The sequence below is a fragment of the Nonomuraea jiangxiensis genome, assembly GCF_900099965.1.
Classification (GTDB): Bacteria; Actinomycetota; Actinomycetes; order Streptosporangiales; family Streptosporangiaceae; genus Nonomuraea; species Nonomuraea jiangxiensis.
This window is the reverse complement of the sequence record NZ_FNDJ01000041.1, coordinates 19,816-42,731: the sequence shown is the minus strand read 5'-3', so window position 1 is coordinate 42,731 and position 22,916 is coordinate 19,816. Positions and strand designations below refer to the sequence as shown.

General features: G+C 70.2%; 19 protein-coding genes. 10 read left to right on the top strand and 9 right to left on the bottom strand.

Annotated elements, in window-relative coordinates; translation table 11 throughout:
- The first annotated feature begins 58 nt into the window (after nt 1–58).
- From BLS95_RS49400 to BLS95_RS49365, 8 genes are all read left to right on the top strand, one after another.
- Nucleotides 59–1,492 carry a gamma-aminobutyraldehyde dehydrogenase gene (locus BLS95_RS49400; RefSeq protein WP_090946567.1) on the top strand — a complete coding sequence of 478 codons (1,434 nt, stop codon included), beginning with the start codon at nt 59–61 and terminating at the stop codon, nt 1,490–1,492.
- A gap of 4 nt (nt 1,493–1,496) precedes the next feature.
- On the top strand, nt 1,497–2,564 hold the full coding sequence (locus BLS95_RS49395) for an ABC transporter ATP-binding protein (RefSeq protein WP_090946566.1): 1,068 nt from the start codon (nt 1,497–1,499) through the stop codon (nt 2,562–2,564).
- 39 nt (nt 2,565–2,603) lie between these two features.
- On the top strand, nt 2,604–3,797 hold the full coding sequence (locus tag BLS95_RS49390) for a polyamine ABC transporter substrate-binding protein (protein ID WP_245765750.1): 1,194 nt from the start codon (nt 2,604–2,606) through the stop codon (nt 3,795–3,797).
- A gap of 2 nt (nt 3,798–3,799) precedes the next feature.
- Nucleotides 3,800–4,651, top strand: coding sequence for an ABC transporter permease (locus tag BLS95_RS49385; protein WP_090946564.1), 852 nt, complete (start codon nt 3,800–3,802; stop codon nt 4,649–4,651).
- Complete coding sequence (locus BLS95_RS49380) at nt 4,648–5,433, top strand: ABC transporter permease (RefSeq protein WP_090946563.1); 786 nt, start codon at nt 4,648–4,650, stop codon at nt 5,431–5,433. Before BLS95_RS49385 ends, BLS95_RS49380 begins: the two co-directional genes overlap by 4 nt.
- 36 nt (nt 5,434–5,469) lie before the next feature.
- Nucleotides 5,470–6,864 carry an NAD(P)/FAD-dependent oxidoreductase gene (locus tag BLS95_RS49375; protein ID WP_090946562.1) on the top strand — a complete coding sequence of 465 codons (1,395 nt, stop codon included), beginning with the start codon at nt 5,470–5,472 and terminating at the stop codon, nt 6,862–6,864.
- A gap of 15 nt (nt 6,865–6,879) precedes the next feature.
- Nucleotides 6,880–7,752 (top strand): alpha/beta hydrolase, encoded by an 873-nt coding sequence (locus BLS95_RS49370; RefSeq protein WP_090946561.1) that lies wholly within the window; start codon nt 6,880–6,882, stop codon nt 7,750–7,752.
- 118 nt (nt 7,753–7,870) lie between these two features.
- Nucleotides 7,871–8,788 (top strand): serine hydrolase, encoded by a 918-nt coding sequence (locus tag BLS95_RS49365; protein ID WP_090946560.1) that lies wholly within the window; start codon nt 7,871–7,873, stop codon nt 8,786–8,788.
- A gap of 19 nt (nt 8,789–8,807) precedes the next feature.
- On the opposite strand, the gene BLS95_RS49360 is transcribed toward BLS95_RS49365, so the two are convergent.
- From BLS95_RS49360 to BLS95_RS49330, 7 genes are all read right to left on the bottom strand, one after another.
- Nucleotides 8,808–10,319: an MFS transporter gene (locus BLS95_RS49360; protein WP_090946559.1), complete on the bottom strand. Its 1,512-nt coding sequence runs from the start codon at nt 10,317–10,319 to the stop codon at nt 8,808–8,810.
- A gap of 58 nt (nt 10,320–10,377) precedes the next feature.
- Nucleotides 10,378–13,200, bottom strand: coding sequence for an AfsR/SARP family transcriptional regulator (locus BLS95_RS49355; protein ID WP_090946558.1), 2,823 nt, complete (start codon nt 13,198–13,200; stop codon nt 10,378–10,380).
- Between the two features lie 60 nt (nt 13,201–13,260).
- Entirely contained in the window at nt 13,261–14,016 is a 756-nt protein-coding gene (locus BLS95_RS49350; RefSeq protein WP_090946557.1) for a cytochrome P450, read from the bottom strand.
- Nucleotides 14,017–14,065: 49 nt separating this feature from the next.
- On the bottom strand, nt 14,066–14,746 hold the full coding sequence (locus BLS95_RS49345) for a DUF998 domain-containing protein (protein WP_090946556.1): 681 nt from the start codon (nt 14,744–14,746) through the stop codon (nt 14,066–14,068).
- Nucleotides 14,743–15,954 carry a glycosyltransferase gene (locus tag BLS95_RS49340; protein ID WP_090946555.1) on the bottom strand — a complete coding sequence of 404 codons (1,212 nt, stop codon included), beginning with the start codon at nt 15,952–15,954 and terminating at the stop codon, nt 14,743–14,745. Before BLS95_RS49340 ends, BLS95_RS49345 begins: the two co-directional genes overlap by 4 nt.
- 76 nt (nt 15,955–16,030) lie before the next feature.
- On the bottom strand, nt 16,031–16,834 hold the full coding sequence (locus BLS95_RS49335) for a DMT family transporter (RefSeq protein WP_245765749.1): 804 nt from the start codon (nt 16,832–16,834) through the stop codon (nt 16,031–16,033).
- A gap of 36 nt (nt 16,835–16,870) precedes the next feature.
- Nucleotides 16,871–17,488, bottom strand: coding sequence for a DedA family protein (locus BLS95_RS49330; RefSeq protein ID WP_090946554.1), 618 nt, complete (start codon nt 17,486–17,488; stop codon nt 16,871–16,873).
- 391 nt (nt 17,489–17,879) lie between these two features.
- On the opposite strand from BLS95_RS49330, the gene BLS95_RS49325 reads away from it, so the two are divergent.
- Entirely contained in the window at nt 17,880–19,025 is a 1,146-nt protein-coding gene (locus BLS95_RS49325) for a sensor histidine kinase (RefSeq protein ID WP_143044235.1), read from the top strand.
- Here the strand turns inward: BLS95_RS49325 and BLS95_RS49320 are convergent.
- Both BLS95_RS49320 and leuE read right to left on the bottom strand, forming a co-directional pair.
- Nucleotides 19,022–19,663: a VC0807 family protein gene (locus tag BLS95_RS49320; RefSeq protein WP_090946552.1), complete on the bottom strand. Its 642-nt coding sequence runs from the start codon at nt 19,661–19,663 to the stop codon at nt 19,022–19,024. The genes BLS95_RS49325 and BLS95_RS49320 overlap by 4 nt on opposite strands.
- Nucleotides 19,664–19,876: 213 nt before the next feature.
- Nucleotides 19,877–20,539 carry a leucine efflux protein LeuE gene (gene leuE, locus BLS95_RS49315; protein ID WP_090946551.1) on the bottom strand — a complete coding sequence of 221 codons (663 nt, stop codon included), beginning with the start codon at nt 20,537–20,539 and terminating at the stop codon, nt 19,877–19,879.
- 294 nt (nt 20,540–20,833) lie between these two features.
- Here leuE and BLS95_RS49310 point away from each other — a divergent pair, with 294 nt between their 5' ends.
- The gene (locus BLS95_RS49310; RefSeq protein ID WP_218136390.1) at nt 20,834–22,666 is read left to right on the top strand and encodes a M14 family metallopeptidase; all 1,833 of its coding nucleotides are present in this window, start codon (nt 20,834–20,836) and stop codon (nt 22,664–22,666) included.
- Nucleotides 22,667–22,916: the final 250 nt, after the last annotated feature.

Genomic DNA, 22,916 nt, shown 5'->3' with positions numbered 1-22,916 from the left:
CGGATGCGTACGCTCTGTAAGAGTCGCGGCATCTCAGCCACCTCACGAGGAGGTCACCTTGACCACCCGTCTGCAGAACTTTATTAACGGCGAGTTCGTGGACGCCAAGAGCGGCCGATTCACCGACATCATCGATCCGTGCACGGGCGAGGCCTACGTGCAGGCCCCCCTGTCCGGGCCCGAGGACGTCGACGCCGCCTTCGCCGCCGCGGCCGCCGCGTTCGAGTCGTGGGGCAGGACCACCCCGGCTGAGCGGGCGAACCTGCTGCTCAAGGTCGCCGACGCGATCGACGCGCGGGCCGACGAGATCAACGAGGCCGAGTGCCTGAACACCGGCAAGCCGCGCGCCCGCATGGCCGAGGACGAGACCCCCGTCGCCGCCGACCACTTCCGCTTCTTCGCCGGCGCCGCGCGCACGCTGGAGGGGCCGACCGCCGGGGAGTTCCTGGCCGAGCACACCAGCGTCATCAGGCACGAGCCGATCGGCGTGGTGGGCCAGGTCACCCCGTGGAACTACCCGATGATGATGGCGGTGTGGAAGATCGCCCCCGCGCTGGCGGCCGGCAACACGATCGTGCTGAAGCCGTCCGACACGACCCCGGTCTCCACGCTCAAGCTCGCCGAGATCCTCGGCTCGGTGCTGCCGGCGGGCGTCTTCAACGTCGTGACCGGCGATCGTGAGACCGGCGCCCTGGTGGTGGGCCACCCCACCGCCGCCATGGTCGCGATCACCGGCTCGGTCGGCGCCGGCATGTCGGTCGCCAAGACCGCCGCCGACGACCTCAAGCGGGTGCACCTGGAGCTCGGCGGCAAGGCTCCGGTCGTGGTCTTCGAGGACGTCAAGGACCTGGCCAAGGCCGCCGGGGACATCGCCGTGGCCGGTCTCTACAACGCCGGCCAGGACTGCACCGCCGCCTGCCGGGTGCTGGTGCAGGAGAGCGTGCACGACGAGTTCGTGGCCGCGCTGACGGAGGCCGCCGCCGGCACCGTGACCGGCGACCTGTCCAACGAGGACGCGCTCTACGGCCCGCTCAACAACGCCAACCAGCTCGCCCGGGTGGAGGGCTTCATCGAGCGGGCCCCCGCGCACGCCAAGGTCCTCACCGGCGGCCAGCGGATCGGCGACAAGGGTTACTTCTTCGCCCCGACGATCGTGGACGGGCTCCGGCAGGACGACGAGATGGTGCAGAACGAGGTCTTCGGCCCGGTGATCACCGTCCAGACGTTCACCGACGAGGCCGACGCCCTGGCCAAGGCCAACGACGTCAAATACGGCCTGAGCGGCTCGGTCTGGACCTCCGACCACGGCCGCGCGATGCGCATGTCGAACCGGCTGGACTTCGGCGTGGTCTGGGTCAACACCCACATCCCGTTCGTGTCGGAGATGCCGCACGGCGGCTTCAAGCACTCCGGCTACGGCAAGGACCTGTCCGTCTTCGGCCTGCACGACTACACCAGGGTCAAGCACGTCATGCACTACATCGGTGAATAGCCCGATGAGCGGCACATCGGCGATCGAGCTGGTCGACGTCGTCAAGGAGTATCTCGCGCATGGAGAGGTCGTCCGGGCGGTCAAGGGCGTGACGCTGGACATCGCCGAGGGGGAGTTCTTCTCCCTCCTCGGTCCGTCCGGTTGCGGCAAGACCACCACCATGCGAATGATCGCCGGCTTCGAGGCCCCCTCGAAGGGCCTGGTGAAGCTGCTCGGCCAAGACGTCACGAACGTCCCGCCGAACAGGCGCGACGTCAACATGGTCTTCCAGTCCTACGCGCTCTTCCCGCACATGAGCGTCTGGGACAACGTGGCGTTCGGGCTGAAGCAGCGCAAGACGCCGCAGGAGGAGATCAGGCGGCGGGTCGGCGAGATGCTGGAGATCGTCGATCTCACCGGCAGGGAGAAGCGCCGGCCGCGTGAGATGTCCGGCGGCCAGCAGCAGCGGGTGGCGCTGGCCAGGGCCCTGGTCAACCGGCCGCGCGCGCTGCTGCTGGACGAGCCGCTGGGCGCGCTCGACCTCAAGCTGCGCCAGGCCATGCAGATCGAGCTCAAGCGCATCCAGCGCGAGGTCGGCATCACGTTCGTGTACGTGACGCACGACCAGAACGAGGCGCTCACCATGAGCGACCGGATCGCGGTCATGAACGACGGCCTGGTCGAGCAGCTCGCCGGGCCGCGCGAGATCTACGAGCGGCCGGCGACGGCGTTCGTGGCCGGTTTCATCGGCACCTCCAACCTGCTCGCGGGCAGCGCCGCGAGCGGGGTGCTCAAGGTCGGCGGCGGCCGGGTGCTGGTGCCCGGGCACGACGGCGACGTGTCGGTGACCGTACGGCCCGAGAAGATCACCATCTGCACGGACGAGCCGGGGGCGGGCCTGAGCGCCGTGCGCGGCTCCGTCACCGAGGTGGTCTACCTGGGCACCTACAACAGCTACACCGTGAGTCTCACTGACGGGGTGGAAATTACGGTTTTTCAGCAAAACGTGCATGACGCCGCGGCAACGGCGGAGCGGGGCGACTCCGTGTGGCTGTCCTGGCAGGCCCAGCACTCGTACGTGATTGGAAGTTGATTGCACCCCATGGACCCCCGCCTGCCTCTCCTACGAGGAATGACCCAGCCCCGTACCCGCCGTGACGCTCTCAGGCTGGCGGGCATGTCCGCCGCCGGTCTCGCCCTTGCCGCCTGTGGCGTGCAGGGCCAGAAGGCAGCGCCGCCCAAGGCCGACGCCGTCGAGGACTTCTGGTCCAAGCAGACCAAGCACGGCAAGGTCGTCTTCGCCAACTGGCCCGAGTACATGCCCGAGGACAAGGGGCCGCTGGAGAAGTTCAAGCAGGACACGGGCATCTCGTACGAGTACAAAGAGGTCATCCAGGAGAACGCGGAGTTCTTCGGCAAGGCCGATCCCGTGCTGCGCGCCGGGCAGTCGCTGGGCTACGACATCGTGGTCATGACCAACGGCGTCCAGCTGCAGCACATGATCGACCTGGGCTACATCGTGCCGCTCGACCACTCGAAGCTGCCGAACTTCCAGGCCAACGCGGGCCAGAAGTACAAGGAGCGGGCCTACGACCCCGGGAACAAGTACACGGTGCCGTACACGTCCGGTGTGACCGGGATCGCGTACAACACCAACTACGTCAAGGAAGACATCACCAGCATCCAGTCGCTGTTCGACCCCAAGTACAAGGGGCGGGTCGGCATGATGGCCGACGCCCAGGAGATCGGCAACTTCGGGATGTTCGCGCTCGGCATCGATCCGGAGAAGTCGGCCGAGGCCGACTGGCAGAAGGCCGGGGAGAAGCTCAAGGCGCAGCGCGACGCCGGAATTGTCCGGAAATATTACGATCAAAGCTATATCGACGCTGTGTCCAAGGGCGACGTCTGGCTGTGCATGGCCTGGTCGGGCGACGTCTTCCAGCGGCAGCTCGCCGGCGAGCCGGTCAAGTTCGTGGTGCCCGAGGAGGGCGGCACGATCTGGACCGACAACATGCTCATCCCCAAGGGCGCCGCGAACCCGGTGGACGCGCTCATGCTCATGGACTACCTCTACCAGCCGACCGTAGCCGCCGAGCTGGACGAGTTCATCCAGTACGTCACGCCGATCCCGGCCGTACAGGACCTGCTGCGGGAGAAGGCCAAGACGGCCACCGGCGAGAAGAAGAAGTCGCTGGAGGAGATGGTCGAGAGCCCGCTGATGTTCCCGTCCGAGGCCGACTACGCCAAGCTGCGCAACTACGTCAAGCTCACCACCCAGCAGGAGCAGGTGTACAACCCGATCTTCCAGTCGATCACGCAGGCGTAGTGATGAGGCGGCTCACCCCCTACCTGCTGGCTCTGCCGAGCTGGATGTGGCTGGCGATCTTCCTGGTCGTGCCGATGGTCGCGATGGCGTCGGTGTCGCTGCAGACCGGCAACGCGATCGACGGCTTCGCCATGACGTTCAGCTTCTCCAACTACGGTGACGCGCTCAGCAGGTACAGCCCCCAGTTGCTGCGGTCACTGCTCTACGGCGGGCTCGCCACCGTGGCGATGCTGATCATCGGGTATCCGGTGGCGTACTGGATCGCCTTCCGGGGCGGCCACCGCAAGTCGGTGTACCTGTTCCTGTTGCTGCTGCCGTTCTTCGTGTCGTTCGTGCTGCGTACGATCTCGTGGAACTTCCTGCTGTCGGACAACGGGATCCTGTTCGGCACGCTGAAGGGCTGGGGGCTGCTGCCCGCGGACTTCCACGTGCTGGCCACGACGTTCGCCGTGGTGGGCGGGCTGACGTACAACTTCCTGCCGTTCATGATCCTGCCGATCTACGTGGCGCTGGAGCGGGTGGACCCGCGGGTGGTGGAGGCCGCACAGGACCTGTACGCGACCCGGACGGCGGCCTTCCGCCGGGTGGTGCTGCCGCTGTCGCTGCCCGGGGTGTTCGCCGGGGTGCTGATGACGTTCGTGCCGGCCACGGCCGACCCGATCAACGCGCAGATCCTCGGCGGCACGGCCAACACCATGATCGGCAACATCATCCAGACCGAATACCTGACGAACCTCGACTACCCGACCGCCTCCGCGCTCTCCTTCACGCTCATGGCGGTGCTGCTGGTCGGCATCTTCATCTACGCCAGGGCGCTGGGCACGGAGAACGTGCTTGAGGCGGCGGCCCGATGAGGGGCATCAGGGTCGGCGACCGGCTGCTGCACATCTACACCTGGTTGGTCATCGTCTGGCTGTCGTCGCCGATCGCCGTGATGATCCTGTTCGGCTTCAACGACAAGCAGAGCAAGTCGAACACCTCCTGGCAGGGCTTCACGCTGCGGTGGTACGCGGAGCTGTTCGACATCTCCGACCTGACCGTGGCGCTGCGCAACTCGCTGGTGATCGCCCTGATCAGCACCGTCATCACGGTGGTGATCGGCACCATGCTCGGGCTGGCGCTCGGGCGGCACCGCTTCCGCGGCAAGGGAGTCACGAACTTCCTGGTCTTCGCGGCCATCTCCACGCCCGAGCTGGTCATGGGCGCGTCGCTGCTGTCGCTGTTCGTCTCCGGCAGCGTGCCGCGCGACGCCAACACGATCATCGTCTCGCACGTGCTGTTCTCGTTGTCGTTCGTGGTGGTGACGGTGCGGGCACGGGTCGTCACGCTGGACCCGTCGCTGGAGGAGGCGGCCAGGGACCTGGGGGCCACCGCCTGGGGCACGTTCCGGCAGGTAACGCTGCCGTCGATCATGCCGGGCGTGCTGGCGGGCGCGATGTTGTCGTTCGCGCTGTCCATCGACGACTACGTGGTCACGAGCTTCGTCAACGGCTCGACCGTCACGTTCCCGCTGTGGATCGTCGGGGCCGTCAAGACGGGAATCCCACCGCAGGTCAACGTCATGGGTACGCTGATCTTCGGCGTGGGCGTGCTGATCGCGATCGCCAACGCGGTGGCGGCGCGGCGCCGTAACTGATGAGAACCACTATGACTTCGTAGGGAAGTGGAATGTGTGGATCCGCTGAAGGCGCTGGCTGACGCGGAGCGCAAGCCGTACTGGCTGGACAGCCCGGCCAGACCCGAGCCGCGACCGCGGCTCGACCGCAGCACCCGAGCCGACCTGGTCGTGGTCGGCGGTGGCTTCTCGGGGTTGTGGACCGCCCTGATGGCCAAGGAACGTGACCCCTCACTGGACGTGGTCCTGCTCGAAGGCCGCAGGATCGGCTGGGCGGCCACCGGCCGCAACGGCGGGTTCTGCATGGCCACGCTCACCCACGGCCTGGCCAACGGGCTGGAGCGGTGGCCGGACGAGGTCGCCCGGCTGGAGCAGATGGGAGTGGAGAACCTCGACGAGATCGAGCGCACGCTGGAGCGCTACGGCGTCGACTGCTCGTTCGAGCGCACCGGCGAGCTGCACGTGGCCACCGAGCAGTGGCAGCTCGACGCGCTGCAGGAGCACCTGAGCCAGATCGCCGGCCTGGGGCTGGACTACGTGCCGCTGGACCGGGAGCAGGTGCGGGCGGAGGTGAACTCGCCGACCTACCTGGGCGGCATGTGGGACCGCCGCGGTTGCGCCATGCTCGACCCGGCGCGGCTGGCCTGGGGGCTGCGCGAGGCCTGCCTGCGGCTCGGGGTGCGGGTCCACGAGCGCAGCCCGGTCCGCGCGCTCCACGACGACGGGATCACGATCACCCTGCGCACCCCGCTCGGCGCCGTCTCCGCGCCGCACGTGGCGCTGGCCACCGGAGTGTTCCCTCCGCTGCTGCGACGCCTCAAGCACTTCGTGGTCCCGGTGTACGACTACGCGCTGATGACCGAGCCGCTCACCGACGCCCAGCTCGCCGAGGTGGGCTGGCACAACCGGCAGGGCGTCGGCGACTCGGCCAACCGCTTCCACTACTACCGGCTGACCGACGACAACCGCATCCTGTGGGGCGGCTACGACGCCGTCTACTACAACGGCGGCCTCGTCAGACCCGAGTACGACCAGCGCGACGAGACCTTCCTCACGCTCGCGGAGCACTTCTACGACACCTTCCCGCAGCTCGACGCCGTGCGGTTCAGCCACCGGTGGGGTGGCGTGATCGACACCTGCAGCCGGTTCAGCGCCTTCTACGGGCGGGCGCACGGCGGGCGGCTGGTCTACGCCGTCGGCTACACCGGCATGGGCGTCGGCGCCACCCGGTTCGGCGCGAACGTCATGCTCGACCTGCTCGCGGGCCGGCCGACCGAGCGTACCGAGCTGCGGATGGTGCAGGAGAAGCCGATCCCCTTCCCGCCGGAGCCGGTGCGCTCCGGTGTCATCCAGGTCACCCGGTGGTCGATCGCCCAGGCCGACGAGCACCAGGGCCGGCGCAACCTGTGGCTGCGCACTCTCGACAGGATGGGCCTGGGATTCGACTCGTGACGCAAACTGGGGCGTATGAGAGTTGATTTCGCTGTGGACGGCCTCACCCTGGCCGGTGACCTGCGGGTGCCGGACGGGGTGGGGCCGTGGCCCGGGCTGGTGTTCACCGGGCCCTTCACCGGGGTGCGCCAGCAGGTCACGGGGCTGTACGCGGAGCGGCTGGCCGCCCGCGGCTACGTGACGCTGGCCTTCGACCATCGCAACTGGGGCGAGTCGGGCGGTGAGCCGCGGTGCGAGGAGGACCCGCAGGGCAAGTTGCGGGATCTGCGGGCGGCGGTGTCGTTCCTGCGGGGGCGGGCCGAGGTGGACGCGGAGCGCATCGGGGCGGTCGGGGTGTGCCTCGGTGGGGGATATGCCCTTAAATTTGCTGCTTTTGAGCCTCGGGTGCGGGCCTTCGTGGGGATCGCCGGGGCGTACAACAACCCCTATGCCATGCGGGCGGGAATGGACTACCCGGACGTGCTGCGGACGTTCGCCGAGGTGCTGGAGCGGCAGGACCGGGGCGGACCGGTCGAGTACATGCCCGCGGTGTCGGAACGGGGCGAGGCCGCCATGCCGGGCGAGGAGCCCCACGCCTACTACGGCACCGGGCGGGGCGCCGCGCCCTCCTGGTCGAACTCCGTGACCAGGGCCAGCGTGCGGGAGCTGATCACGATGGACAACATGATGGGGGCGGACTTCCTGTCGCCCAAGCCGGCGCTGATCGTGCACGGGGTCGTCGACCGGTTCTGCTCGCCGGAGGGGGCCGAGGAGGTCTTCCGCCGGCTCGACCAGCCCAAGCGGCTCGTCTGGGTGGACGCCAAGCAGCACATCGACCTCTACGACCGCGAGCCGTACGTCACCGAGGCCGTGGACGCGACCGCGGACTTCCTGCGCGAGCACCTGTGACCCGGTCGGCAAGGTCGTCATGAAGGTCTGACCACGAAAGCACCGGGTCCGGGAGGGCAGCCGGAAAAAGGGGAAGTATGCGTACCAACCCCCCGCTGAGATCGCAGGGGGTTGGCGCATGCGTGCTGGGTGGACTTCCTGGGGCGCCTGCCTGGCCCTGGCGTTCGTGGCGGGGTGCGGCACCGATCAGGCGGCGGTCGAGCCCGCCGCGGTGAAGGCACCGGTCAAAGTGGGGCGCTGCCTGCTGAAGTATCCGCACGTCCACGCCGGGCGGGTGGCCCGGGCCCGCCTCGGGAAGGACCTCGCCCGATACGTGAGCGGGCGCCCCGGACACGTTGCCTACGCCGCACTGGACCTGGTCTCCGGGGTGCGGCTGGCCCAGGGGGAGCACGAACGCGACGTGATCATCGCGGGCGGGGCCAAGGTGGACATCGTGACCGCGCTGCTGCAGCGGCGTACCGGCGCGCTCGGCAAGGAGGAGCTCGACCTGGCGGCCCGCATGATCAAGAAGAGCGAGGACAAGGCGGCGGACGCCCTGTGGTCGCGGATCGGCGCGGGCGGGGCGATGAGCGAGTTCTACCGGCAGGTGGGGCTGAAGGAGACCACACCGGGGCCCGGCGACCACTGGGGCGGCACCAGGACCAGCCCCGCCGACCGCGTCCGGCTGCTGAAGGTGCTCATCAAGGGCGGCAGGGGGCTGAGCGTCCACGATCGGCGGCTGGTGCTGCGGCTGATGAGCCAGGTGGTGCGGGACCAGGCGTGGGGCGTCAGCGCCGCCGCCCGGCCGGTCGACCGGGTGGCGCTGAAGAACGGCTGGACTCGGCGCCCGTTCGAGTCCGGCACGTGGGCCGTCACCAGCTATGGACGGGTGGCCGGGCCGGGGCGCGACCTGCTGCTGTCGGTGCAGACGGACGGACAGCCGGAGGAGGGGACGGGCAGGGCGACGATCGAGGGCATCGCCCGCATGATCGGCGCCCGCCTCGACTCCCTCTCCCCGACCGTCGTCCGCCTCTGCCCGACCCACGCCTTCGCCTGACAGGAGCCTGACCCCGGCCTCACGAGTGGGCCCGGGCCAGGACCTCCTCCGGAATGACCTTCGGCACCCCGCGCAGCCCCACCAGCGCGAGCACCGCCACCACCGCCAGCACGCCCGCCGTGACGAGCGAGGTGAGGTGCACGCCCTCGATGAAGGCCGCCTGCGCCGCCTGGATCAGCGGGCCGGCCTGCTCGGGGGGCAGCGTCGCGGCCGTCCCCACCGCGCCCGCGATCGACTCCCGTGCGGCCTCGCCCGGAACCCCGGCGGGCAGCGCCAGGTTCGCCTGGTAGGCGCTGTTGAGCACGGTGCCCAGGATCGCGATCCCGAGCGCCCCGCCCAGCTCGAACGCGGTCTCCGACACCGCGGCCGCCGCCCCCGCCCGCTCCTTGGGGGCCGTGGCCAGCACGTTGTCGTTGTTGACGGTGAACGCGAACCCGACCCCCATGCCGCCGATGATCATGACCGGCAGCAGTACGAGGTAGTTCAGCTCGGGCCCGAGGGTGCTGTAGTACAGGAACGCGCCGGCGTTCATGACCAGGCCCAGCGCGACCACGCCGTTCCTGCCCAGGAAGTGGATGAGCTTGGCGGCCAGCACGCCGCCCACCGCGCCGCTCAGTCCGCCGGGGAGCTGGGCCAGGCCCGCCTGCAGCGGCGACCAGCCGAGCACGAGCTGCAGATACCAGGCGAACATCAGCATCATGGCCGACATCGCGAAGATCGCCAGCAGGTTGGTGTAGATGGAGGCGCTGAACGCCCTGAGCCTGAACAGCCGCACATCGATCAGCGGCTCGGCCAGCCGCGTCTGCCGCCACCCGAACAGCCCCAGCATCGCCACCCCGGCCAGGCCCGCCACCAGCACGTCCGCGTGCTCCAGGCCGTTGTGCGCGGCCTCCTTGACGGCGTAGACGGCGGCCACGATTCCGGCGAAGGACAGCACCACGCTGGTCAGGTCGAGCCGGCCCGCGTGCGGGTTGCGCGACTCGGGCAGCACCAGCGCTCCGCCGACCAGCACGACCACCATGATCGGCACGTTGATCAGGAAGACCGAGCCCCACCAGAAGTGATCGAGCAGCACGCCGCCGACCACCGGGCCGACGGCGAAGCCGGCGGCGCTCATCCCGCTCCAGATGCCGATGGCCGCGGTCCGCTCGCCGGGCTCGGTGAACACGTTGCGGATGATCGACAGGGTGGACGGCATGATCGTGGCGCCGGCCACGCCGAGCAGCGCCCTGGCGGCGATCAGCAGCTCGGGACTGGGCGCGTAGGCGGTGATCACCGAGGCGGCGCCGAACGCGGCCGCGCCGATCAGCAGCAGGCGCTTGCGGCCGATGCGGTCGCCCAGGTTGCCCATGGTGACGAGCAGGCCGGCCAGCGCGAAGCCGTAGATGTCGCCGATCCAGAGCAACTGCGTGGAGCTCGCGCCGAGGTCGGTCACCAGCCTCGGCAGGGCCAGGTGCAGGACCGTCAGGTCGAGCGAGAGGAGCAGGGTGGCCAGGCAGGCGATGGCCAGGCAGGTCCATTTCTTCTGCATGCCGCTCACTCTGGGGCGGGCGGCTGACGGTTCGCCTACCGTTCGCTGACCGATCCGCCTACCGCTCCTGGGCCAGGCGGTCGAGCGTGGTCAGCCCCTCGTCGATGCGCCGGCGGGTGGAGTGGGCGCTGTACCAGCTGCTGGGGCACACCTCCAGGGCCTGGGTCAGCGACGTGCGTGCCTGGTCCAGGTCACCGTCGGCCAGCGCCACCTCGCCCAGGCCGAGCAGTGCCCAGGCCAGCATCTCCGTCGAGCCGTTGCGCCGCGACAGCTCCGCCGCCTGCGCGTAGTCGGCCCCCGCGGCCGCCCGGTCGGCCAGGCCCTGCAGGGCGTCGCCGCGGCGGCACAGGCTCTCGGCGATCTCGGTCTTGGCGCCCAGCTCCCGGGCCGTGGCCAGCGCCTCGCCGGCCAGCGCGCACGCGGGGCCGTAGTCGCCCTGCTCCTGATACAGGCTGCCGAGCCCGGACACCACCAGCACCAGCCCCCAGCGCTCCCCGATGGCGCTGAAGGCGGCCCTGGCCTGCTCGAAATGGACCCGCGCCAGGTCGAACTGCCCCAGGGCCTGCCGCACGAACCCCGCCCCGCTGCTGGCCAGCGCCTGCTGCCAGGGCGGAAGCTGCGGGATGCTGTCCACGACGACCCCGTAGATGTCCTCGAAGTCGTCGGGCGGCCCGGTGAACATGGCCAGCAGCATCATCAGGAACTCCACCCGCATCGGCATGTAGGACAGCGGCAGCAGCTCGCGCACCTCGGCCAGCTGTTCTTGGAGCCGGTGGTGGGCCTCGCCGGCCCAGCAGGTGACGAGCACGCACGTGGCGAACTCCTCGTCCAGGTGCGGGAACCGGGTCCCGCCCAGCGCGGCCAGCAGCTCGGAGGCCAGATTGGCGCTGGTCACGCGGTGGCCGCGCATCCACCAGTAGCAGGCGCTGTAGGCCACCAGCCGCAGCCCCAGCTCCAGCCGTCCCGACTCGGTCACCCAGCGCAGGGCCGCGTTGAGGTCGTCGCTCTCGTCGTCGAGCCGGGCCAGCCACTCCACCTGCTCGCGTGTGCGCAGATAGGAGTCGGCCGTGAGCACCAGATCGAGGTAGTAGTCGGCGTGCGCGTCCCGGATCGCGGCCACCTCGCCGGAGTCCGCCAGCCGCTCGGCACAGAAGGCCCGGATCGTCTCCAGCATCCGGAAGCGCCCGTCCACGACCTCCACCAGCGACTTCTCCGCCAGCGAGAACAGCACGTCCTCCGGCAGCCCGCACACCCGCTCGGCCGCCTCGGGCCGCGCGCCGCCCACGAACACCGTCAGCCGGGCGGCCAGCCGCCGCTCGTCCTCGTCCAGCAGGTCCCAGCTCCACGCGACGACCGCGTGCAGCGTCTGGTGCCTGGGCAGCGCCGTCCGGCTGCCGCGCGTCAGCAGCCTGAACCGGTCGTCCAGGCGGGCCGCGATGTCGGACAGCGACAACGTACGCAGCCGCGCCGCGGCCAGCTCGATGGCCAGCGGCAGCCCGTCGAGCGCCCGGCAGATGTGCGTCACCTGGGCCGCGTTGCCCGCGTCGACCACGAAGCCCGGCCGTACGGCGGCGGCCCGGTCGGCGAACAGCCGGATGGCGGGATAGGTCAGCGGGTCGCCCGCCTCCGGCGGCGGCAGCCGCAGCGGCGCCACCGGCAGGATGGACTCGCCGGTGATGCCGAGCGCCTCCCGTCCGGTCACCAGGACCCGCAGGTCAGGGCAGGAGGCCAGCAGCAGGTCGGTCAGCTCGGCGGTGGCCGCGACGAGATGCTCGCAGTTGTCCAGGACCAGCAGCAGCTTGCGGTCGGTGAGCGCGGTGACGAGCCTGGCGACCGGGTCCAGCGTGGGCCGGTCGCGGATGTACAGCAGGGCGTCGCGGATGTCGAGCGCGGCCAGCACCGCCCGCGGCACGTCGGCGGCGTCGGAGACCGGCGCGAGCGGCACGATGCACACATCGCCCGTCGCCTGCTCGGCCGCCTCGGTCGCGAGCCGCGTCTTGCCCGCGCCGCCCGGGCCGATCAGCGTGACGAGCCTGCTGGTCAGCAACCGCTCGCCCACCTGCGCCAGCTCCTCCGACCGGCCGACGAAGCTGGTGAGCTGGGCCCGCAGCCCCTGCCTGGATCGCGGCCCGGCGGGGGTCGCGGAGGCACCGAGCGCCGGGTCGGCCCGCAGCACGGCCAGGTGCGCGGCGGCCAGCTCGGCGCCCGGTTCGACACCCAGCTCCTCGTCCAGCAGCTTTCTGGCCTCTTCGTAGACGGTCAGCGCCTCCGCCTGGCGGCCGCTGCCGTAAAGGGCGCGCATGAGCTGGGCCCGCAGCCGCTCGCGCAGCGGGTGCGCGGTGGTGAGCTGGCTCAGCTCGGCCACCAGCTCGCGGTGCCTGCCCAGGTCGAGGTCCGCCTGCACCCGGTCCTCGGTGGCGGCCAGCCGCAGCTCCGCCAGCGCCGCGGCGGCGGCCTCGGCCTGCGGGGCGTCGGCGAGCGGCGCGCCCCGCCACAGCTCCAGCGCCTCGCGCAAAACGACGGCGGCCCGGCCGGGGTCTCCGCCGGCCAGCGCCTCCCGGCCCGACCGCGCCAGCAGCTCGAACCTGTGCGCGTCCACGTCCTGCGGGTCGGCGACCAGCCGGTATCCGGCCGGGTGGAACTCCACCAGGTCCCGGCCCAGCACCCGGCGCAGCCTGGACACCTGCGACTGCAGCGCGTTGGCCAGGCCCTCGGGGGGCCGCTCGCCGTACATGCCGTCCACGAGCTGCTCCGCGCCGACGACGTGGCCGGCGTGCAGGGCGAGCAACGTCAGCAGGGCACGGACCCGGGGACCGCCGAGCATGACCGGCTCTCCCGCCTCGTCCAGCGCGGTGGTGGGCCCGAGGATCTGGAAGCGCATATGCCGATTATCGCGGTCCAGGGAAGACAGCGGAGATCTTCTCCGGACCCCAGGAGGGGCTCATCGGTGTTCTTCCCGTAGCAGGACTTCGAGCACCCCCGCGGCCAGGGCGAGCGCGTGCGCGGGCGCGGGGCAGGGCCGCAGCCCGGCGCCGAACGTCAGGTGCGGGGTACGGCCGCGCGCGAGGTCGAACCGCCCGGGCTCGGCGAACACCTCCGGGTCGCGGTTGACCGCCACCAGGTCGATCGTCACCTCGTCACCCGTGCGGATGTCGAGCCGGCGGGTGGCCTTCAGCGGCGGGTCCTGCCTGAGCGTCTCGTGCAGCAGAGCGTCGACGTCGTCACCCGGCGACGCGTGCTTGAGCGCGGTGTCGATGAGCGCCTCCATGGCCGCGTGGCCCTGCAACAGGAGCGTGATCGCGGGCAGGTCGGCCACGTCGAGCAGCACGGCGACGGCGGCGTCGGCCTGCGGGCTCTCCTCGCCGGACAGGTAGCCGGTCGCGGCGGCGGGCACGGCGCTCGTGTCCGGCACACCGAGCGCGGCGCCCAACACGGCCGTGGGCACGCCTCGCCAGTCTCCGTCCCGTTCTGCGGTCATGGTCCTGGCGGCCGCCCGCAGCTCGGCCGGGTCCAGCCTGGCCAGCCGCTCCACCAGCGGGCGCCGCCGCTCCGCGTGCGTCTCGCCGCTGCTGAATCTGGACACCTGGGCGCGCAGCCAGGCGAGCGTTCCCTCGCCGCCGTCCCGGCGTACCGGCGGCGGCACGTAACGGGCGTCGCCCAGCACCGTCATGGCCTGGGCATGGTTGGTGATCAGCATGTTCGCACGCTAGGCCGCCATCGCTTCGCCGGCGGCCGAAGCGTGCGCGTCAGGCCGCGAGCTGCTGCGGCCGATCGGTTCCCGCGGGCTGCGCCGGGGCCGGCGCGCCGACCGCGTCCGCCGTGACCTGACGGTCCCGGTACGACGCCACCGCCATGACGACGATGAGGACCATCTCGACCAGCACCACGGCCCGCTCCATCAGCCCGTAGTAGGCCGAGCCGTTGATCAGCGGGGAGGTGAGGGTGGCCGGGTGCGCCGCCAGATAGATCGCCAGCGTCACCGCGGCCGTCACGCTCATGGCCCTGACCGCGTTCCACCGGGGCGCCACCGACCGGTGCCGGGCCAGGACCCAGCCGGCGACCGGCAGCGAGTTGAAGACGACAGCCGCCGACCAGCGGTGGATCTCGCCGGACAGGGAGTCGATCTCCGACCCGCCGGGATCGGTGGGGAAGATCGCGCTCATCATCAGGCCGGCCGCCGCCGCCAGTAACAGCACCCTGGTGGCCGCCGTACGCGACGGGTCGCCGGCCGCCATCCCGTAGGCGAGAGTCAGGCACGCCACCGCGAGTGCCAGCATCCCGACGAGCACCGGCATCAGCCCACCGGACACGAGTACGTAGTCGCTGAGCAGTGGTTGCGCCGGCAGCGCGACCTGCGCGTAAACCAGAGCGCCGGCCGACACCGCCGTCCCGGCCACCGTGCCCCACAGGCACTGGCGTAGGGTCATCGAGCCACCTCATCGTAGATCTGCTCGAACCGGGCGAGCGACGTCTTGTCGTCGTGGGTGAGAGCCAGCTCCCTGCTGGCCTTGCCGAGCCGGGCACGCAGGTCGTCGTCGGTCAGGATATCCGTCAGGTGCCGGCCCAGCGAGATCACGTCGCCGGGCTGGAACAGGTAGCCGTTGTCGTCCACCAGGTGCGGCAGCGCCATCGCGTCGGCGGCCACCACGGGCAGCCCCGTGGCCATGGCCTCCAGCGTGGCGATGCTCTGCAACTCGGCGACGCCCGGCATGGCGAACACGTCGGCGGCGGCGTAGGCCTGGGGCATGCTCTCGTCGGGCACGAAGCCGAGGAAGAACACCCGCTCGCCCACCCCGATGCGCCGGGCCAGCCGCTCCAGCTCCGCCCGCTGGTTGCCCTTGCCGACGAAGGCCACCTGCGCGTCGGTCTCGTTGAGCACCAGGGGCAGCGCGCGGACGATCTCGTCCAGCCGCTTCTCCTCGTCCAGCCGGCCGACGAACAGGATGGTGGGCCGGTCGGGCAGGTCGAACCGCTTGCGCGCCCACGCCTTGGGCTCGGCGTGCGGGTGGAACCTGCCCAGGTCGATACCGCAGGAGACCGGCTCCACCGTGAGGGCGAAACCCTGGTCGGCCAGCAGCTTGGCGGCCAGCGGGGTGGGCGTGGTGATGTGGTCGGCGCGGCTGAAGACGCGGTTGAAGTCACGCCAGGCCAGCCGTCCGGCCTTGGCCCGCAGCCGGTCGGGGAGGTGCACGAACTGGAAGAGGTTGTCCGGCATGAAGTGGTTGGTGGCCACGATCGGCACACCGGCCCTGCGGGCGGCCGCCATGGCGGCCCGGCCGACCACGAAGTGGCCCTGGGTGTGCAGCACGTCGGGCTTGACGCGGGCGACCAGCCGGTCGAGCCGGGTCGGCACGGTGAACCGCATGGTGGGGTGGACCAGCAGGGGAGCCGAGCGCAGCCGGTGCACGATCACGCCGTCCAGCACGTCGGCGCTGGCCGGGCCGGCCTCCGACTGGCAGATCACGTGCACCTCGTTGCCACGCGCGGCCAGCCCGGTGGCCAGGCGATGGGTGAAGTAGGCGGCGCCGTTCACATCAGGGGGATAGGTGTCGCTTGAGATCAGGATGCGGCGGGGGCGTACGGGCGCGGCGGCACGGTCGGCGAGGTCGGAAACGCGGTGCAGGGGCATCGCCATGACAGGGGACTCCAATTTCAGGTGGTTCGGGGAAGGCCGGGGGACAAGGAGCGGGGCGCGGGCGGGTTCGGCATGATCAGTTACGGGCTTCCAGTGGCGTGGTCCTGGCCAGGGCGACGGTGCCGGCCGCGGTCAGTGCCGCGGCGGCGATCGGCAGGATCCCGGTCGGCAGCGGCTCGCCGAGCAGCAGCGCGCCGAACGCCACCGCCGTCAGCGGGTCGGCGATCTGTAGTGAGGCGAAGGAGACGCCGAAGTGCCCGATGGCATAGGCGCGCTGGAGCATCATGAGCGCCAGCAGCGCGGGCACCGGCAGCGCCAGCAGATACCACCAGTTCCAGGTGCCGTCCACCAGGACGCGCATGAGAGTGGCCGTGGCGCCGTACAGGACGCCGGCGCTGGTGGCCAGCAGCGCCGCCCGGCCGGCCGGGGAGGCCGCCCGGGAGCCGGCCCACAGCAGCACCGCCGCGACGCCGGATACGCCGAGCAGCGTCAGGACGCCCCCCGGGCTGAGGAAGGTGGGGCCGTCGGAGTTGGGGACCAGTAACACCAGGCCGATCAGCCCGGCCGCCACGACGCCCGCCGCCGACAGCTCCTTGCTGCTCGGCCTGCGGCCGTGCAGCGCGGCCGCGATGGGCAGCGCGAACAGCAGGCTGGCCACCCCCATCGGCTGTACGATGGTCAGCGGGCCGAGGCCGAGCGCGACGATGTGCAGGCCGCCGCCCACCAGGATGGACGCGCCGCCGATCAGCCACCGCGGTCTCCGCAGCAGGGCGAGCAGCCCCGGCTTGGTGGTGCCGACCGCCTCAAACTGCTGGAGGGCGGCTCCGAGCGCGAAGAACAGCGAACCGACCAGGGCGACCACCGCGGCCAGCACAGTCATGCGCACTCCTTTCACACGGATGGTGACTAGACAGGGTCAAACGGACGTGTCCGCTGGAAGACGATCCGGGGAAGCCTGGGTGGCGCGTCGTTTCCTTACCCATCTCACGATCTCGACGATCACGGTGATGGACAGCGCGATGCCCAGTCCGAGCAGCAGGCCCTTGATCGGGTCGTTCTCGAAGGCCATGCCGCCGAAGAAGCCGATCAGTGCCGAGTAGACCGCCCACGTGGACGCCGCGATGCCGTCGAAGAACGAAAATGACCGCAACGGATAGCGCACGGCGCCCATCGTCAGCGTGGTCGCGGTCCGCCCGCCCGGGATATAGCGCGCCACCACGAGGGCGAGGCCGCCCCGCTCGTCGAGGGCCTGGCGGGCCCAGACGAACGCCTTCTTCGTCCGCAAGCGGCCCGCGGACTTGTTGCCTATCAGATAGGACACATGATCGCCCGCGAACGCTCCGAGCGCCGCGACCACGATGACCAGGGGGAGGTTCGTCTCGCCGGTGGCGGCGAACACCCCAGCGGTGATCACCGCGGTCTCGGCGGGCACGATGGGGAAGAACCCGTCGAGCAGTGCCAGCGCGAAGATCACCAGGTATAACCATGGTGAGGACATCACCTGCTCGATCAGGCCGAGGACGGCGTGCGACATGGCTGTTCACTCCGATCGTTTAGGGCACCCACACAGCGTGTCGGTGCGCGTGGTCCGGGGACATCGGGAATGCCCCTGGTCGAACGCGGACCCGACCCCTACGGGGGTCAGGGCCGGCACCCCATGAAGGTAGAAACGTCCCAGGTCACAGCACATCGAACGATCGGCGCGAACCATCCCCGACTTTCGTCGGGGTCGGGGCTACGACCTGCCGGCGGACACCATCGATCCAACCGTTTTCCGCGGTCGGGCACAGCAGTGGAGGTAGGCGCTTTGCAGGTGGGGCTAGCACTACCGTGACGTTGGATCACCCGACCCTGACGATCGTCAGGGTCGGTCCCCCACTTCCGGTGGGGGCCATGGCCCGCTGGTGCGGGATAACGTCGATGCCGTGCAGTTTCTGTGCCGTGTTCGCCGGGAGGGCCGCCGCCAGGTGGTCTACGACCTGCTGCTCTGGGCCGGGCTCGGCATCTTCATCGCCGCCATGGGGCCCGATCCGATCAGGGACCCCGCCGCGTTCGGCTTGGTGACCGCACCCAAGGTCGCGCTCGCCGGGGTGGCCGTGCTGGTCGGGCGGCGGTGGCCGCTGGCCGCGCTGATGCTGCTGGTGCCGCTGGGGCCGTGGGAGTTCGGCCAGGGCTTCGCGACCGTGGACCTGAGCTGGCTGCTGCCCCGGCGGCACGTCAGCATCCTGCCGTTGGTGGCTACGTCGCCGTACATCATGTGGTACGCGTACCTGACCGGGCGGCGCATGAGCGGGTTGTGGTCGCCGCTGACGGCGTTCCTCCTGGTCACCGTCGTGGGCGTGGGCGTGGTGGTGGCCCAGGGCGGCGATCTGGCCCTGTGGGTGGCCATGGCCACCGGGCTCGTCGGCACGTACGTGGTGCCATATTCGTTCGGGCTGCTCCGGCGCAAGCTGCTGCAGCAGCGAACACAGGCGCGGCAGTCGGCCGAGGCGCAGGCCAGGCTGCGCGAGCGGGCCAGGATCGCGCGGGACATGCACGACTCGCTCGGCCACGACCTGGCCTTGATCGCGGTACGGGCCGCCGGGCTGGAGCTGACGCCCGGGCTCGGCCCTGCGGAGGTCAGGGCGGCGGGCGAGCTGCGGATCGCGGCCGCGGACGCCACCGAGCGGCTACGTCAGATCATCGGCCTGCTGCGGGAGGAGTCCGACGCGCCGCCGCTGGCTCCCGTCGGGGAGGAGGTGACGGAGCTGGTGCGCCGGGCCACGGACTCTGGCATGTCGATCAGCCTGGAGCTGGCCCGGGGGCCGGCGCCCGGCCTGGCCCGCGCCGTCGTCCAGGAGGGGCTCACCAACGCCGCCAAGCACGCGCCGGGGGCCGCCGTCGAGGTCACGGTCTCGCGCGAGCGCGTCGTCGTGCGGAACGGGCCGCCGCGCTCCCGGCCCACCGCGCGGCCGGGCGGGCTGGGGCTGGCGGGCCTGCGCGAGCGCGTACGGCTGGCCGGCGGCACGATGACCGCGGGACCGGCGGGCGACGGGTTCGAGCTGGCCGTGACCATCCCGCACGAGAGTTAGGCGTGGGCGACGTGCAGGCGGTGCAGCAGCCGCTTGAAGCCGAAGACCGAGATCGTGATCGCCGCGCCGCTGATCAGGGCCACCGCCGACGTCCTCATCAGCATGAACTCGCCGAGCGACCCGGCCAGGGACTGGTAGACCGCCAGCAGGATGCTCACCGTCGAGTTCGCCAGGAGCACGAACGCCCACAGCAGCGTGATCCTGGCGAAGAACTTGCGCACCCGCTCGTGCTTGAGCACCGCCGACGGCAGGTGGATGTAGTCGAGCGTGAGCTTCTGCACGAGCGGCTTGTTGAGCCGGACGGAGGCGAGGAAGACCATGCTGATGCAGATGGTGCCCATCTCCGGCTGGATGAAGAACCACATCCACGTGCCCGTCCAGAACGCCACGAGAGCGCGGACGGTGATCGCGAACGCGGCGAGATACATGGTGGCGGGCACCTTGACCCGCCTGACGAGCCGCCAGCCCACCCCGAGGTAGACCCAGGCGACACTCATGACCAGCGCCCACTTGAACCCGAGGACGACCATGGCCAGGTAGAACACGGCCAGCGGGGCCACGACCGCTTCGAGCAGCCTGGGGGCCGCCTGCCGGGCGAGCGCGGTGAGGCGTGGGAGAGTGACCGGAGGATGGTTCAAGGCTGCTCCGAAGATAGGCCGACGATCAGCGACTACCCGGGCTTCGGGGGTCCAGGCTTTCCGGATGGATCGCACCGCGTAACCGGCACGGCATCACCCGAGCCGGGGAAGCCCGCCGGTGGCCCACCGTACCCGAGCCGCGGCAGTGCGACCGCCGCTTCCGACACGTTCCATCCGTCACCAACCAAATCAGTAAAGCCTTGAACCGAACTTTCAGCCGAGTGACGTCGTGGCCAATTTCGCGCCGAAGCCGATGAAGACGGCGCCGGCGCACGAGGTCAGCCCGGCGCTGAGCCGGCGGCTCTGGCGGAACCGGGTGGCGAGGAAGGTGCCGCTGAAGATCAGGGCGGTCAGGTAGAGCATGCTGAAGAACTGGATCACCGCGCCCAGGATCAGGAACGAAAGGGCGGGGTTGGCGTAGCCGGGGTCCACGAACTGGACGAAGAACGAGACGAAGAACAGGATCGCCTTCGGGTTCAGCAGGCTGATCGTCAGGGCCGTGCGGAAGGGGTGGGCCGGCGGCGGCGTGGCCGGGAGCGCCTGCTCCTGCGGGACCGCCTCCACGCCCCTGGCGCGCCAGGCCCGCCAGGCGCTTCTGATCATCTGCAGGCCGATCCAGGCCAGGTAGGCGGCGCCGGCGTACTGCAGGATTCCGAAGAGGGTGGGGTTGGAGTGGAGCAGGGACGCGGCGCCGGCGGCGGTCACGAACATCAGGACGGTGTCGCCGAGGAAGACCCCGGCCGCGGCGCGGTAGCCCTGGCGGACGCCGTGCCGGGCGGCGAGACTGAGGACGTAGAGGGAATTCGGGCCCGGGAGAAGAATGATCAGAAAGGCGCCGACCACGTAGGCCCAGATATCCGTGATGCCGAAGAACATGCCGTTCGCTCCGGGAGGAAGAATTACTGGCAGGACACGGTATCGCATGATTAGTCGCCTGGCGCGTGCCGTATGCCGCCATAGACCTGTTTGTAGCTTAAAGCCCGGGTATTTGCCGAGCAGGCGGGGCGTGACCGCGGACCACACGCCGGGCATGTTCCCGGTGGCCGGGGTCGCGGGTGTGCCTCAGCGGGCGAAGTCAGGAAATTTGGGTCTTTCCTAGGGCAGCTAAGGTCTTCACTCTCAGTTCAGGCGCCGGTCAACACCCGACCCCGCGCGCCTGAGGAGGATGAGGTGCAACGCCGATTAGTCATCCTGCTGGCCGTCCTGAGCCTGATCTGCCTGACCGGCATGACAGGTGCGGGCGCCGCAGCCGAGCCACCCGCCAACAAGCAGTATCGGGTACAGGGCCCGGCGGACGCTCAACAGCGCAGCAGCGTCGCGGCCACCGGCGCGGCCATCGAGGAGGTGGCCAAGGACTCGGTGCTGGTCACGGCCACGGAAGCCGAGATCTCCGCCATCAGGCGGCTCGGCTATCAGGTGACGGAGGTCCAGCGCCCGAAATCCCCGTCCGCCGTCGAGGCGTTTGACTTCCCGCCGGCGGACTCGGGCTACCACAACTTCGCGGAGATGACCGCGAACATCAACGCCCTGGTCGCGGCCAGGCCGAACATCGTCAGCCAGACCACCTTCGGCACGACCTACGAGGGCAGGCCGCTACGGCTGATCAAGATCAGCGACAACGTGGGCACCGACGAGAACGAGCCCGAGGTGCTCTTCACCGCTCACCAGCACGCCCGCGAGCACCTCACGGTCGAGATGGCGCTGTACATCATGCACCTGCTGGCCGACAACTACGGCACCGACGCCAGAATCACGAACCTGGTCAACACCAGAGAGATCTGGATCATGCCGGACCTCAACCCGGACGGCGGCGAGTACGACATCGCCACCGGCTCCTACCGCTCCTGGCGCAAGAACAGGCAGCCGAACTCCGGCTCCTCGGCCGTCGGCACCGACCTCAACCGCAACTGGGGCTACAACTGGGGTTGCTGCGGCGGTTCGTCCGGGTCCTTCTCCAGCGAGACCTACCGGGGCGCGAGCGCCGAGTCGGCGCCCGAGGTCAGGGCGGCCTCCAACTGGGTACGCAGCCGCGTCATCGGCGGCGTGCAGCAGATCAAGTCGCACATCGACTGGCACACCTATTCCGAGCTCATCCTGTGGCCCTACGGCTACACCTTCAACGACACCGCGCCCGGCCTGACCGCGGACGACCGGAACGCGCACGCCACCCTCGGCCAGAACATGGCCTCCACCAACGGCTACACGCCGGAGCAGGCCAGCGATCTGTACATCACGGACGGCACCATCGACGACTGGCTGTGGGGGGTCTACAAGATCTTCAGCTTCACGTTCGAGATGTACCCGGTCGGCTCCAGCCCCGGCTTCTACCCGCCGGATGAGCAGATCGTCCCGCAGACGACCCGCAACAGGGAGGCCGTGCTGCGCTTCCTCGAATACTCGGACTGCGTCTACCGGATCATCGGCAAGGAGGCCCAGTACTGCGGCACGACCGGCAATCCGCCGGTGACGGTCTACTCCGACACGTTCGAGACGGCGACGGGCTGGACGGTCAACCCGGGCGGCACCGACACCGCCACCCTCGGTCTCTGGGAGCGCGGTGACCCCGAGGACACCACCTCGTCCGGCGCCAAGCAGCTCGGCACCACGGTCAGCGGCACGAACGACCTGGTCACGGGCAGGCCGGCGGGCGCGGCCGCCGGCGATTACGACCTCGACGGCGGCGTCACCTCGATCCAGTCACCGCCGATCACGCTGCCCGCCGGCGGCAACCTGAACCTGTCGTTCTCCTGGTATCTGGCGCACGGCTCGAACGCCTCCAGCGCCGACTACTTCCGGGTCCGCGTAGTCGGCAACACCACGACCACCGTGCTCAACCAGGCGGGCGCGGCCAGCAACCGCAACGGCGCCTGGGCCACGGCCGGCGCGAGCCTGAACGCCTTCGCGGGCCAGACGGTCCGCATCCTCATAGACGCGGCCGACGCCTCCGGGGCCTCCTTGGTCGAGGCGGGCGTGGACGACGTCAGAATCACCCAGCAACCGTAAACCGCACGCCACTCCGCCGTACAAGATCCCCGATCTTGTACGGCGGAGTCATGTCCGGGGCCACGGGATTGGGTCTTGTAAGGACAGGGAGTCAAGGCTACGATCGCGACAACTCTTAGGAAACTTTCCTAAAAGTAATCACGAATCGACAGAACCTTACAAGCCCCGCAAGGAAAAGGCCCGCGTGCGCCTCCGTGGGCCCGTGCCGTACGGCTTGCGCTCTCACCCCCCGGTGCAAGCCGTACGGCAC